A 13912-nucleotide genomic window follows, 5' to 3' on the forward strand; every position below is an offset into this window, starting at 1 on the left:
GCGCGAAGCCGTGCTGAAACAAAGCCGTGCCATCTGTTGGAGTTGTCGAGCTCACACAGGAGGCCGAAATGCGCCGTCTGGTTTTCGCCGTTGCCCTGCTCGTGGTCGCTTCAGCCGGGATATCGGCATCGTTCGCGGCAGTTCACCATGACAAAACATTGACGTTTTCAGAGCGCTTTGCCCCGGCGCTCGAGTTGATGGCGAAGCGCTAGTCCAGATTCACGCCAGTTCAACCAGCAACGTCGCGGTCGATTTTGCGCAACCGCACAAAGGCGGCCCAGGCCCGCGGATAATCCTTGTCCGTGGGATCTATCGTAAGGAGCGCACGGCATGCTTCCTTGATCTCCTCAGGCGAAGGACGCTTGGCCGGAACCCCGGATGATTTGGCTTCCTCCCAGCGAGCCTCGATATCTTTCGCGAAAGCCAAGGCCTCGGCGCTCCTCCGCTTCTGCGCCGATTTCGCCAGCGGATGGTCCGAGGGGAAATTCGGCCATGCGGCCGGCGGCTGATCGACACGCCACCTCAGTTCATCTGCTTGTCGCGCCTCCACGCCCGAACCTGAATGCCGTACTGGCGCCCATCCTGCCCCTGCTGAGGCTGCCGAACCCGATGAGCCGGCCGATCTCCGTGGGACCGCCGAACCTGGCGCCACCGCCGCTGTCTGTCCGGCCAGCTGGCCAAGCTGTTGTTCCATCGTTCCGCCGCTGGACTTGGGGATGATTTTTTCGACGGTCTTGATCATCGACAGCGCGCCTGGCGATATCAGCGCGTTCTGGTCGGCGATTTTGTCATCGGCCGCGCCTGGGCAGGGCCTGAACGGAGAGCGCTGCGACGTCATCCGGCCGTCGTCGTCGATACGGGCAAAATCGATCGCGACGGTGTAAACGAACGCGGCCTCGACATACTGCCTCTCCTTATCCATCGCCTTTACGGAGCCGCATACGTATCTTGCCTTGTCTGCATCGATCGTTCGCAGGCCGTTGAAGTGAGCTGAATTCGGCGCAACGAGCACGCGTAAGACGGCAGCCCGCGCCTTGCCATGCTCCGATTCGAAAATGCTCCATATCTCGTTCGCGTTGATGATCTCGGGCTGATAGTTCCACGCGTATCCGGCCGCGAAGAATGCCGTGCCAATACAGGTCGCGACAACAAATGCCCGCACGTTCATGAGAAGCCCCTCAACAGGCACGACTCATCCGCGTCTCCCGTGACGGAAACTGCGCAAGTTGTGCCAAAGCGTTTGTGCTAGTTGAGGGTGAGATTCTTAATTAAACGTGTGCGATTGCGAAAACACAGAGTTCCCGTCAAACGGGAACTCATCCGCTGCATTTGTCGGCGACCCGGTCCTTACCGCGCTCGCGGCAGTCGGTCATTTCTTTGGCAGTCGTCCCATCAGATAGAATTCGTCATTCGGCCGCATGCCGGTAAAATTCGCCAGCCGGTTCGACAGCGCGAAGAAGGCGGAAATTGCGGCGATGTCCCAGATGTCGTCGTCGTTGAATCCGTGCGGGGCAAGTGCGGCGAAATCCTCTTCCGAGATGCGTTGCGCATCGGCCGAGACCTTCATCGCGAAGTCGAGCATCGCCTTCTGCCGCGGCGTGATGTCGGCCTTGCGGTAGTTCACCGCGATCTGGTCGGCGATCAGCGGGTTCTTGGCGCGGATACGCAGGATCGCGCCATGCGCGATCACGCAATACTGGCACTGATTGGCCGCCGAGGTCGCGACCACGATCATCTCGCGCTCGGCCTTGGTGAGGCCGCCGTCCTTCTCCATCAGCGCGTCGTGATAGGCGAAGAAGGCGCGGAACTCGTCCGGGCGGTAGGCCAGCGTCAAAAACACGTTCGGCACGAACCCGCTCTTCTCCTGCACGGCGAGAAGCCGCGTACGGATATCGTCGGGGAGCGTGTCGAGGGCGGGAGCGGGGAAGCGTTGCGCGGCGGTTTTTGTCATTGGCTTGTTTTCCGGATCGGGGGCACTGAACATTAGTCGATGCTGGCGCTCGCCTCAACGTGCCACACACTCAGTGTCATCGCCCGATTTAATCGGCCGATCCAGTATTCCAGAGACAGCGATGGGATACGGAGAAGCCGCGGCGTACTGGATGCCCGCTTTCGCGGGCATGACGGCGGAGTTTGCGGAAGCGGTGTCCGCCCCTTACCGCAGCGGCTTCTTCAGCAGCGAGAAGCGGTCCGGGTCCAGCCCCATCGACGGTTGCAACATCGGGGCTTCGACGTTGGAGAGCGTCTTCGCGGGCGGCGCCGAGAACACCGGGTCGTTCGGCACGTCGCGCTGCGAAGTGGCGCCGCGCCACCGCTCGAGCACGGCGCCGACGAAATGCATGTCGTGACCGGAGGTGACTGAGGGTACGCTGCTGATGGTGGCTTCGCCGCGCGGCAACTGATGCGGCGGCACCTCCTTGAAGCGAAGCCGCGTCGGCAGCGCGACACCTTCGCCGAACGCCAGCACTTCGCGGGTGCCGAGCGAGGGAACGAACGAGAGCAGGTTCGCGGCCGCATCCGACACCGCGGCGCGCAGCAGCGCCTGGTCGCGTTCGTTGGCAAGACGCATCGTGAACAGCGTGTTGCACTGGGAGATGATGGTGGCGTCGAGCTCGGCCGGACGCTGGGTGATGAGGCCGAGATAGACGCCGTATTTGCGGCCTTCCTTGGCGATGCGCGACACCGCCTTGCGGGTCGGCCCGAAGCCGACATTGCGATCGGCGGAGGCGTAGCGGTGAGCCTCTTCGCAGACGAACAGCATCGGCGAAACGCCGTCGCTCCACAGGCCGAAGTCGAAGGCCATGCGGCAGAGCACCGAGACGACGGAATCGATGACCTCGGCCGGGAAGCCGGCGAGCTGCATCACCGTCATCGGCTTGCCGTTGGCCGGCAGGCGGAACAGATGGCTGATCACCTCGGCCATGGTGTCACCGCCGACATTGGCGTTGTCGAACATGAAGGCGTAGCGCGGGTCGTTGCGGACCGCCTCGATGCGGGAGATCAGCTTGTGATAGATGATGCGCGAGGAGCGGTTCTCGAGCTTGCCCATGCGCTCGTCGATCAGCGACATCAGATCGACCAGGCGATAGGGCACCGGCGTATCGACGGTGTAACCGATCTGCTTGGGATCGATGCGCTTCAGGCCAATGCGGTCGGCGTTCTGGTACTGGGTGTAGACGCCCTTGGCGAGTGGAATGACCTCGGCGAGGACGTCGAGCTCCTCGGGCACGCCGGCGCGGCCGCCGAACAGCACGTCGACGATTTCCTCGAAATTGAACAGCCAGAACGGCAGCTTCAGGTTACGCGGGTTGAGCACCAGCGCGCGGTCGCCGAAGCAGCGGCCATATTCGTTGTGCACATCGAGCAGGAAGATACGCAGGTTCGGGCGTGCCTTGAGGATCTCGTTGAGCAGCAGCGACACACCGGTCGATTTGCCGACGCCGGTCGATCCCAGCACCGCAAAGTGCTTGGAGAGCATTTCTTCGATGTCGACATAGGCGACGACGGAGCTGTCCTGCTGAAGGAAGCCGACATTGATCTGGTCGGAGCCGGTGGGCGCGTAGATCGTGCGCAGCTCCTGGCTCGTGATCAGGTCGACGGAATCCCCGATGGTCGGATAGTTGGTGACGCCGCGCTGGAATTTGGCCTTGCCGGCGGCATTGAGGATTTCGCCGAGCAGGTCGACCGAGGCGATGGCGATCAAATTGTCGTTGCTCGAAAGGTTCTCGCAGGACACCTCGGTGATCATCGCGACGATGACCGAGCTGGCGCAGCGGATGCTGACGAAACGGCCGACGGTGGCCCGAACTTCCGAGGCCGGCATCCGGCTTTCAGCCAGCAGCCCGACCCGGGCGAGCGATCCGCGAACCGAAATCACGCGTCCAAAGGATGTCACAATGAATGAACCTAGCAAGAGCAAGGGCTTTGCCCGGACTATGCGCGGCCGTCGCTGGACAAACGGTTAAACGGCAGGGGCGGGTGCTACGTTAAATCCGTGATAATTCGGGTGCGCCGCTTGTTCCCAATGCCTACTTCCAGGCTGAAGCGGCCGGAAAATGCTGCTTTTTCGGGTCAGTAGCCCCCAGAGTCCTTAAGGAAGATTTTACCATTCGGGCAGCCGGTCCGCCATTCGGGGGATGGGTTGTCACCTCCGTCGGTGCGTCATCCGATCCGGGCAGCGATGTTGATTTGTTGACGGGACCTAATCATTTGTACATTAGTACAAATGGACTGGCAGCCTCAGCGCCGCCCAGCGGCGCGTGAGCGGATTGCAGCCTGCGCCAGATCGCGGGATCCGGTCCAGCGGATCGCAAGCCACGCCTTGGAGGAAATCATGCAGCCCGAACCGATCCTCGATCTCGCTCATCTCGGCCACATGGAGCTGCTGACACCCAAGCCGGACGAGAGCCTGAAATTCTTCGTTGACGTGATGGGCATGACCGTCAGCGGACAAAAGGGCGAGTCGGTCTATTTGCGCGGCTGGGACGATTACGAGCGCTATTCGCTCAAGCTCACAGCGTCGAAAACCTCGGGCATGGAGCACATGGCGCTGCGCGCACGCAGCCAGCAGGCGCTGGAGCGCCGCGTCGCCGCGCTGAAGGGGTCCGGCTTCGACATCGGCTGGATCGACGGCGACATGGGGCAAGGGCCGACCTTCCGCTGCCGCGATCCTGATGAACACATCGTCGAGCTCTATTACGAGACCGAATGGTATCAGGCGCCGCCCGAGCTGAAGCCCGCACTGAAGAACCAGGCGCAGCGCTTTCCCGCGCGCGGCGTCAATGTCCGGCGCCTCGACCATCTCAACTGCCTCGCCGTCGACATCAAGGCGAACCGCGAATTCTTCGAGAATTATCTCGGCTGCCGCCTCACCGAGCAGATCGTGCTGAACGATGGCCGCGAAGCGGCGATGTGGCTGACGATGTCGAACAAGAGCTACGATTTCGCCTATTCGCTCGACCATTCCGGCACACCCGGCCGCTTCCACCACGTCACCTACGCGCTCGACAGCCGCGAAGAGATTTTGCGCGCCGCCGACATCTTCCTGGAGAACGGCATCCACATCGAGACCGGCCCGCACAAGCACGCGATCCAGCAGACCTTCTTCCTCTACGTCTACGAACCCGGCGGCAACCGCGTCGAAGTCGCCAATGCCGGCGCGCGCCTCATCCTTGCGCCCGACTGGAAGCCGATCGTGTGGACGGAAGAGGAGCGCAAGAAGGGCCAGGCTTGGGGCTTGAAGACGATCGAGTCCTTCCACACCCATGGCACGCCGCCGGTGGACGTGAAGAAGCACGGCTGAGCATGACCCGGATAAGTGTGAAGCGGTTTTCCGATAAGGTCATGCTCGAGAAAATCTAGTGAGTTGAGGTGCGCACGCGCGCGATCGTCTCACGCACGCCGGTCCACGCCGGCCTGTCCGGTGCGAACTGCTTGCGCAGGAAGGTGACCAGTTCCTCGATCTGCGTATCGCTCATGCTGTTCTTGAATGCCGGCATGTAGCCGAGATCACTCGACACCGGCTCGGCGATACCGTGCAGGATCACCTGCACGAGATTGTCCGGCGTTCTGCTGTGCAGATTGCTGTTGAGCGCGAGCGAGGGGCGGCTGCCGAACAGCGGCAGGCCGCCGACCTCGTGGCAGACGGCGCAGGCGCCCTGATAGAGCCGCGCTCCGGTGGAGGACGCGATGGTGACTTGCGTCGCGCTTTCGAGACGTGCCGCAAGCGCGTCCGGCGTTTCGGCTGCGGTGTCGTTGAACGAGTTGAGATAGACCGCCATGGCGCGGATGTCCTGGTCGGGCAGGGCGGCGAGATCCCTGACGATTGGCGCCATCGGCCCGGCGGCGACGCCATGGTATCGCGAATGGCCGGTGCGTAAATAAGCGTAGAGCTCGTCCTCGCTCCACGGGATCGGAGCGTGCGAGAGTGAGGTTAGCGGCGGCGCCTCCCAGCCCTCGGCAAAGCCGCCGGCGAGATAGGCCTCGCGCTGCTCGGCGCCGAGCGCATTGCGCGGCGAATGGCAGCCACTGCAATGGCCGAGCCCCTCGACGAGATAGGCGCCGCGATTCCACAGCTCGGATTTTGCGGGATCGGGCGTGAACTCGCGCATCTGGTGGAACAGCGCACTCCATCCGGCAAGCAGCGGGCGGAGATTGAACGGAAAGGCGAGCGCATTCGCCGGCGCCAGCGCGCGCACCGCCGGCTGCGCCATCAAATAGGCGTAGAGCGCTTGCATGTCGGCATCGCCAGTCTTCGAAAAATGCGTGTAGGGGAAGGCGGGATAGAGCTGCCGCCCGTCGCGATGCAGCCCGTCGCGCATCGCGCGCTCGAACGCGGGATAGGACCAGGCGCCGATGCCGGTTTCGGCGTCCGGCGTGATGTTGGTCGCGTAGATCGTGCCGAACGGCGTCTCCAGGGCACGGCCGCCGGCATTGAGCGCACCGCCGATCATGGTGTGACACTCCGCGCAATTGCCGAGCGCGGCGAGTTGTTGACCGCGCGCGATGGTCGTGGCGGAATAGACCGATGCGTCGGGCCGTGCGATCGGCGCAATCGCGCGTCCGGGTAGGAGCGCGGCGCCGATGCCGATCGCCGCGGTGCAGACGGCCGCGATCGTCGCGAAGATGCCGGCGCGCTTGGCAAACGGATTCTCCCAGATACGGGATGGCTGTGGCGTAGCGGGAGCGGGCAGCGCCTGCGGCGCGGCCGGTGCGTCGCCGCGCAATCCCCTGAGGATGCGCTCCGGCGTGAACGGCGGCTCGCGGAAGCGCACGCCTGTTGCGTCGAAGATCGCATTCGCGATCGCCGCCGCGCTCGGCACCGAAGCGGACTCGCCGACCCCGAGCGGCGGCAGGTCCGGCCGCGGCAGCAACAACACATCGATCTTGGGCACATCAGGGAAGGGGATGATCGGATAGGCGCCCCATTCGCGCGCCGCCACCGCGCCGCGCTCGAACGAGACCTCCTCCATCAGCGCGCGGCTGGTGGACTGGATGACGTTGCCGTGGATCTGGTGGCGCACGCCGTCCGGGTTGATCATCAGGCCGGAATCCTGGCCCGCGACGACGCGCGTCACGCTGACGTCGCCGGTGGTCTTGTTCACGGCAACGTCAGCGATCCACGCCGACCACGCCGCGCCATAGCCGGGAAACTTGCTGTGGACATAGAGTGCATAGGCGAAGCCGCGCCCATGCACGATCTCGCCGTCCTTCTCCTCGCGAACCGGTCGTGGCGTCCAGCCCGCGCGTTCGGCCACCGCATTGACGAGGTCGATGGCGCGCTGGTCCTTCAGGTAACGCAGGCGATATTCGATCGGATCAACGCCGGCCTCGGTCGCGGCCTCGTCGATATAGGATTCATGCGCAAACGTGTTCGGCAGTGCCGAGACGCCGCGGAACCAGGACGCGCGCACGATCGGCGCCATGTCGTGGGCGACGACGCGCATATGGTCGTAATCGTAAGGCGGGATCGCGGTGCGGTCGCCCATCTGGAGGACGTCCGGCTTCGGCGATATCCGCCCCGTCAGCAACAGCGCCAACGTCGGTGCGGCATTTGACGGATAGCGCGTGGCGAGATCGTAAGCAGCGACGTCGCCGTCCGCATCCAGGCCGCCATTGACGTCGATGAGCTGCGCGGTGCCCTTGGGCTCCCAGGCGTGCTCCTGCTCGCGCGTCAGCTGCACGCGCACGGGCCGGCCGACCGCGCGCGAGAGCAACAGCGCGTCCGCGGTGACATCGTCGGCGCAGTTGCGGCCGTAGCAGCCGGCGGCCTCTAACCTGTTGACCTCGATCTCGCTCTCGGGACGCTCAATCAGCAGCGACAGGTCTCCGCGCAGCACGTGCGGATTCTGCGTGCCCGACCAGACGCGGATGTTGCCGTCCTGGAAGTCGGCGACCGCACAGGACGGGCCGATCGAAGCATGCATCTGATACGGCCAGACGTAAGTGCGCTGCATCGGCTTGGCTGCGCCGGCGATGGCAGCATCGACGTCGCCCTTGTCGATCAGCGTGCGCGGCGTCGACGGGCTGGCACGCAGCGCGGTCTCGACATCGGTGAGGTCGGTCAGATCAGGCGTCGGCTCCCAGCTCACCGCAAGCTGCTCCGCCGCCCGGATCGCATCCTCCTCGCGCTCGGCGACCACGCCGACGAAATCGCCGATGCGCACGACGGCGATGATGCCGGGGATGTCGCGCACCGAAGATTCATCGACCGCGATCAGGCTGGTGCCGACGAACGGACCCGCGTCGACGCCGGCATAGGGCGGCCGCACCACCCGGCCGTGCACCATGCCTGATACTCGGATGTCGTGCACGAAGGTCAGCTCGCCGGTGGCCTTCGCAGGAAGGTCGACGCGCGGCATCGACTGGCCGACGATGGCGTAATCGCCGACGGGCTTCACGGCGACGTCGTCGGCAAGCTCGAGCCGAATCGTCTCGCCGCCGATCAGTTCGCCATAGCTGACGCTGCGATTGTCGTCCCCGCGCACGAGGCCATCTTCAATCCTGAGATCAATGGCCGGCAGCTCCAGCCATTCGGCCGCACGTTCGATCAGGAAGTGTCGCGCTTGCGCCGCGGCCTTGCGCAGGGGAACGGCGGTGATCTGGATTGTCTCGCTCGCGATCGTGGCGCCCTGGTTCGGCACCATTGCGGTGTCGCCGAGCACGACGACGACGCGCGCAAAGGAGACGTCGAGCTCTTCAGCCACGATTTGCCCGAGCGCGGTGCGGATGCCGGTGCCGAGATCGACATGGCCGTTGTAGGCCGTGACCGAACCGTCCGCGGTGATGCGGACGAAGGTCTCGGATGTGCACTCGTCCACAGAGCGGACGACGACGAGCGAACCCGCTTGCCGCTCAGCTTCGTTCAGATGCGGGGACGCCATCAATCACCGGCCTCGGCGAGCTGGCCAGACGCACGCATCACGGCGCGCAGGATTTCGATATGCGTGCCGCAGCGGCAGAGATTGTAGCGCAGCGCCGCCAGCGCCTCCTGCTCGGTGGGCCGCGGATTGATCGCAAGCAGCGCCTTGGTGGTCATGATCATGCCATTGAGGCAGTAGCCGCATTGCGCGGCCTGTTCGTCAATGAAGGCCTGCTGCACCACATCCGGTTTGTCGCGGGTGCCGAGCCCTTCGAGTGTCACGATGTCGCGGCCGTCGCAGCCACTGATCGGAATAACGCAGGAGCGCGCCGCCGCGCCATCGATCAGGACAGTGCAGGTGCCACATTCACCGAGGCCGCAGCCGTATTTCGGACCATTGAGCGCGAGATCGTTGCGCAGCACATAAAGCAGCGGCGTCTGGCGCGCCGCAGTGATCTCGTGAATCCTGCCGTTCACGGTGAGGCGGATCGGTGTCTGCGTCATCCTCGTTCCCAAGTCGACTCGTTGAGCGCCGCGGCCAAAGCTTCGCAAAAATTCCAAGTCCGCTCAAATTCTACGTTGCGACGATACCGTTTGTACACAAACGTGCAAGCCGTGCATGCCGCAGTGCAGCGCGATTGCCTTCTTTGTGGACAGAGCGGATAGGCAAATGAGGTTTTATGCGGCAGGCGCATCTTTTGCGCCGCACCGCCGCTTGACAGCCTTCCGGAGCGCGCGCAACATCGTTCGTATACGAATGATAACCGCGGTGTCCGCCGGCTGTGACATGGTGATGGAAACAACCAACTCTGCCATCGACAAGATCCGCTGCGATGCCTGTCCGGTGATGTGCTACATCAAGCCGGGCGCGGCGGGCGCCTGCGACCGCTACGCCAATCACGACGGCAAGCTCGTCCGCGTCGATCCCCATGTGATCCTGGAGCGCACCGTCTCGCATGGCGGCAAGCTCGTTCCTTTCGGCCGCACCGAAGATTGGGACGGCAAGATCGTCCACGAGCCTTCGACCTTTGTGACGGCGATCGGCGCGGGTACGACCTATCCCGACTACAAGCCGGCGCCGTTCATCGTCTCCGCGGAAGTCGACGGGGTCGACATGGTGACTGTGGTCACCGAGGGCATCTTCTCCTATTGCGGCATCAAGGTGAAGATCGACACCGACCGCTATCTCGGGCCGGAGACCGCGACCGTCCGGGCGCAGGGCGAAGCGGTGGGCCATGTCACCACCAGCGAATACGGCTCGCAGATGCTGTCGCTCGGCGGCGTGCATCATCTGACCGGCGGCTCCAAGAAGGAGGGCCGCGTCACCTGCGACACGCTGATGGACCTCGCAAACTGCAAGGCGGTCGAGCTGACCATCGACGGCGGTGCGAGCGTGGTGGTGCAGGCCGGCCAGCCGCCGATCGTCAACGGCATGAAAGAAGAGCGCATGCGCGTGGGCTGCGGCTCGGCGACCATCGGCATGTTCGCAAAACAGTGGCACGGCAAGGTCGACGAGGTCGTCGTGGTCGACGACCACATCACCGGCGTGCTCAGCGAGCACCAGGCCGGCAAGCTGCTCGACATCGCCGACACCGGCATCAAGATGAAGGGGCGCCGCTCGACGCCCGGCCGCTATTTCCAGGTTGCCGATCCCGGCACGGGTTGGGGCGGCACCAATATCTCCGATCCGCTCGCGATCCTCGGGCCGTTCGACGCCAAGGAAGCCAGGGCGGGTCTCTCCATGCTGATGGTCTCCACGACCGGCGAGCATTCGTCCTATTACGTGCTCGACGATACTCTGAAGCCGGTCGAGACCGAGATGCCTGATGATCTGAAGTTCTCGGTCGAGCGCATTCAGGAGAATTGCGAGCCGGCGCTGTGCACGGTGCTGTTCATGGCGGGCGCCGGTGGTTCTTTGCGGGCGGGCGTGACCGACAATCCGGTGCGGCTGACGCGCTCGGTGAAGGACGCGCTGACGCGCGTCACCAGTGGCGGCGCGCCTGTTTATGTCTGGCCGGGCGGCGGCATCACCTACATGGTCGACGTGACGCAGATGCCGGCGGGGGCGTTCGGCTATGTTCCGACGCCGGCATTGGTGGCGCCGATCGAATTCACCATGAAACTGTCCGACTATGCCGCGCTCGGCGGACACATGGATTATGTCAAGCCGCTGTCCGAGGTGCAGAACGGCGACGATGTCCGCCAGTTGCCCTGGCAGAACCCGATTCCGGGACCTCGGGCATGACCAGGCTCCCGCAAATCGCATTGCTGTCTGACGGCCGGCGGCTGCATTTGCAGGATGGACCGATTGATCTGATCGTCGAGGCGAGGGGACAGCCGAGCGAGGTGCGCGCGGCCTACGAGGCGGCTGCCCAGAGCTTCACGGGCCTGCTTGACGAGCTCTGCGCGGAGCTGACGGAATTGCGGACGGTCGCTGAGGTGGCGCGAACGCCGCTCAGGGGCGTCGTGGCGCGTCGCATGCACGCTGCTGTCGCGCCCTATGCCGCCGATGGCTTCATCACGCCGATGGCTGCGGTGGCCGGAAGCGTGGCGGAGGAGATTCTGGCCGCAATGCTGAATGCCGCGTCGCTAGATCAGGCCTATGTCAACAATGGCGGCGATATCGCGCTTCATCTCGGCGAGGGTGAACATTTTTCTGTCGGCCTGATGGATCGCCCTGACCGCGCCGGCATGATGCGCATGATGAGGGTCGATTCGGAAGACCCCGTGCGCGGCATCGCCACCAGCGGACGGCACGGCCGCAGCTTTTCGCTCGGCATCGCCGATGCCGTGACCGTGCTGGCGGGATCAGCGTCGCAAGCCGATGCGGCTGCGACGATCATTGCGAACGCTGTTGATCTGCCGGGGCATCCCGCCATCAGCCGAAAGCCTGCGAGCGAGATTCAGCCCGACAGCGATCTCGGCGCGCGGCTCGTTACCCGCAACGTTGGTGGATTGTCGCAGGAAGAGATCACGGCCGCGCTCGAATCTGGCGTGGAATGTGCACGGCAATTATTCGATCGCGGATTGATCGAGGGTGCCGTATTGCAGCTTTGTGGTGATATGCTTGTCGTCGGAACCAAAGATATTGAACGGCAACGATCGCGCCCGCTTACGCTGGAGAACGCGGTTCATGTTTGAGCAGGGAAGCGAATTCGGGAGACAATCATGAGCGCGATCATTCGCAAGATCGTCACCGTCGTCGAAGAGACGCAGATGGAGATGGGCCGTCAGGTCTCGCCGCCAACGCGGCGTGCGGCGGCGATCGCCGTGATCGAGAATCCCTTTGCCGGAAAATATGTCGAGGACCTTTCGCCGCTGATCGCGATCGGCGAGGAGCTTGGCGAACTCCTGTCGAAGCGCGCGGTGGCTGCGCTCGGTATCGATGGCTCCAAGGCGCAGAGCTATGGCAAGGCCGCGGCCGTCGGCGAGAATGGCGAGCTGGAGCATGCCGCCGCCATCCTTCACCCGAAAATGGGCACGCCGGTGCGCAAGGTGCTGAGCAAGGGAGCGGCGCTGATCCCGTCGTCGAAGAAACGCAGCGGACCCGGCACGACGCTGGACATTCCGCTCGGGCACAAGGACGCCGCTTTCGTGCGCAGTCATTTCGACGGCATGGAAGTGCAGATCAACGACGCGCCGCGCGCCAACGAGATCATGGTCGCAGTCGCCGTCACCGACAGCGGCCGTCCGCTGCCGCGCGTCGGCGGGCTGACGGTTGCGGAGATCAAGGGCGAAGACGGACTGCGTTAATCTTTTCAGAAAAGTGGAGGTTGGGATGCGAGCAAAGAACTATTTCGTCGGCGCGGCATTTGCGCTGTTAGTGAGCGGCATGGCTCATTCGGCCCTGGCGCAGGACATCAAGATCGGCGAGATCAACAGCTATTCGCTGTTGCCGGCCTTTACCGAGCCCTATCGCAAGGGATGGCAGCTCGCGGTCGAAGAGATCAACGCGGCCGGCGGCATCAACGGCAAGAAGCTCGTTGTCATCTCCAAGGACGATGGCGGCAAGCCGGCGGATGCGCAGACCGCGGCCAACGAGCTGGTGTCGAGCGAGGGCGTGGCGATGCTGACGGGTACGTTCCTGTCGAACATCGGTCTTGCGGTCAGCGACTTCGCCAACCAGAAGAAGGTGTTTTTCCTGGCGGCCGAGCCGCTGACGGACGCCGTCACCTGGTCGAAGGGCAACAAGTACACTTTCCGTCTGCGCCCCTCCAATTACATGCAGGCGGCGATGCTGGTGGAAGCCGCCAGCAAGCTGCCGGCCAAGCGTTGGGCGACGATCGCGCCGAACTATGAATACGGCCAGTCCGCGGTCGCGGTGTTCAAGAAGCTGATGTCGGAGAAGCGCCCGGACATTCAGTGGGTCGACGAGCAGTGGCCGCCGCAGGGCAAGATCGACGCGGGACCGGTGGTGCAGGCGGTTGCCGCAGCCAATCCGGAAGCGATCCTCAACGTCACCTTTGGCGCCGATCTCGTCAAGCTCGTGCGTGAAGGCAACACCCGCGGCCTGTTCAAGGGACGCGAGGTCGTCTCGTTCCTCACCGGCGAGCCCGAATATCTCGATCCGCTCAAGGAGGAGACGCCCGAGGGCTGGATCGTCACAGGCTATCCCTGGTACTCGATCAAGACGCCCGAGCACGACGCGTTCCTGAAGGCCTATCAGGCCAAGTACAACGACTATCCGCGCCTCGGCTCGATCGTCGGCTACCAGACCATCAAGTCGGCAGCGGCGATCCTGGCGAAGGCCGGTTCGACCGATCCGGAGAAGCTGATTGCTGCCGCGGAGGGCCTGTCGATGCCGTCGCCGCTCGGTGAGATCACCTTCCGCAAGATCGATCACCAGTCGACGCTCGGTGCCTATGTCGGCAAAACTGCGCTGAAGGACGGCAAGGGCGTGATGGTGGACTCGACCTACAAGAAGGGCGCGGACTATCTGCCGAGCGACGCCGAAGTCGAGAAGCTGCGTCCGAAGGATTGATGCAAGGAGAGACCGGGGCCTCGTGGTTCGAGACGCGCGGCGCTGCCGCGCTCCTCACCATGAGGGTCCCG

The 13912-nt window shown here is 63.9% G+C and carries 11 protein-coding genes; 6 read left to right on the plus strand and 5 right to left on the minus strand.

Features of this window, described 5'->3' with window-relative positions:
- Window positions 1-68: 68 nt before the first annotated feature.
- Window positions 69-212, plus strand: coding sequence for a hypothetical protein (locus QCM77_RS03890; protein WP_279662815.1), 144 nt, complete (start codon window positions 69-71; stop codon window positions 210-212).
- 17 nt (window positions 213-229) lie between these two features.
- Here QCM77_RS03890 and QCM77_RS03895 read toward each other — a convergent pair whose 3' ends face one another.
- The 3 genes from QCM77_RS03895 to QCM77_RS03905 form a co-directional block, all read right to left on the minus strand.
- The gene (locus tag QCM77_RS03895) at window positions 230-1168 is read right to left on the minus strand and encodes a hypothetical protein (RefSeq protein WP_279683621.1); all 939 of its coding nucleotides are present in this window, start codon (window positions 1166-1168) and stop codon (window positions 230-232) included.
- A gap of 201 nt (window positions 1169-1369) precedes the next feature.
- Window positions 1370-1951 (minus strand): peroxidase-related enzyme, encoded by a 582-nt coding sequence (locus tag QCM77_RS03900; protein WP_279683623.1) that lies wholly within the window; start codon window positions 1949-1951, stop codon window positions 1370-1372.
- 204 nt (window positions 1952-2155) lie between these two features.
- Complete coding sequence (locus tag QCM77_RS03905) at window positions 2156-3895, minus strand: ATP-binding protein (protein WP_279683624.1); 1740 nt, start codon at window positions 3893-3895, stop codon at window positions 2156-2158.
- Window positions 3896-4333: 438 nt separating this feature from the next.
- Here QCM77_RS03905 and QCM77_RS03910 point away from each other — a divergent pair, with 438 nt between their 5' ends.
- On the plus strand, window positions 4334-5302 hold the full coding sequence (locus QCM77_RS03910; protein WP_279662811.1) for a catechol 2,3-dioxygenase: 969 nt from the start codon (window positions 4334-4336) through the stop codon (window positions 5300-5302).
- Window positions 5303-5357: 55 nt separating this feature from the next.
- Here the strand turns inward: QCM77_RS03910 and QCM77_RS03915 are convergent, their stop codons facing one another.
- Window positions 5358-8882, minus strand: a complete 3525-nt coding sequence (locus tag QCM77_RS03915; RefSeq protein WP_279662810.1) for a molybdopterin cofactor-binding domain-containing protein — start codon at window positions 8880-8882, stop codon at window positions 5358-5360.
- A complete protein-coding gene (locus QCM77_RS03920; RefSeq protein ID WP_279662809.1) occupies window positions 8882-9364 on the minus strand; it encodes a (2Fe-2S)-binding protein in 483 nt (160 codons plus the stop codon). Before QCM77_RS03920 ends, QCM77_RS03915 begins: the two co-directional genes overlap by 1 nt.
- Before the next feature lie 283 nt (window positions 9365-9647).
- On the opposite strand from QCM77_RS03920, the gene QCM77_RS03925 reads away from it, so the two are divergent.
- The 4 genes from QCM77_RS03925 to QCM77_RS03940 are packed head-to-tail and all read left to right on the plus strand — an operon-like array spanning window position 9648 to window position 13841.
- Window positions 9648-11105, plus strand: coding sequence for a 6-hydroxynicotinate reductase (locus QCM77_RS03925; RefSeq protein ID WP_279662808.1), 1458 nt, complete (start codon window positions 9648-9650; stop codon window positions 11103-11105).
- Window positions 11102-12001 carry a UPF0280 family protein gene (locus QCM77_RS03930; protein WP_279662807.1) on the plus strand — a complete coding sequence of 300 codons (900 nt, stop codon included), beginning with the start codon at window positions 11102-11104 and terminating at the stop codon, window positions 11999-12001. Before QCM77_RS03925 ends, QCM77_RS03930 begins: the two co-directional genes overlap by 4 nt.
- Window positions 12002-12028: 27 nt before the next feature.
- Entirely contained in the window at window positions 12029-12613 is a 585-nt protein-coding gene (locus QCM77_RS03935; protein WP_279662806.1) for an amino acid synthesis family protein, read from the plus strand.
- A gap of 25 nt (window positions 12614-12638) precedes the next feature.
- Window positions 12639-13841 carry an ABC transporter substrate-binding protein gene (locus QCM77_RS03940; RefSeq protein ID WP_279662805.1) on the plus strand — a complete coding sequence of 401 codons (1203 nt, stop codon included), beginning with the start codon at window positions 12639-12641 and terminating at the stop codon, window positions 13839-13841.
- Window positions 13842-13912 lie beyond the last annotated feature (71 nt).

This window comes from Bradyrhizobium nivariense (assembly GCF_029846695.2).
GTDB lineage: Bacteria > Pseudomonadota > Alphaproteobacteria > Rhizobiales > Xanthobacteraceae > Bradyrhizobium.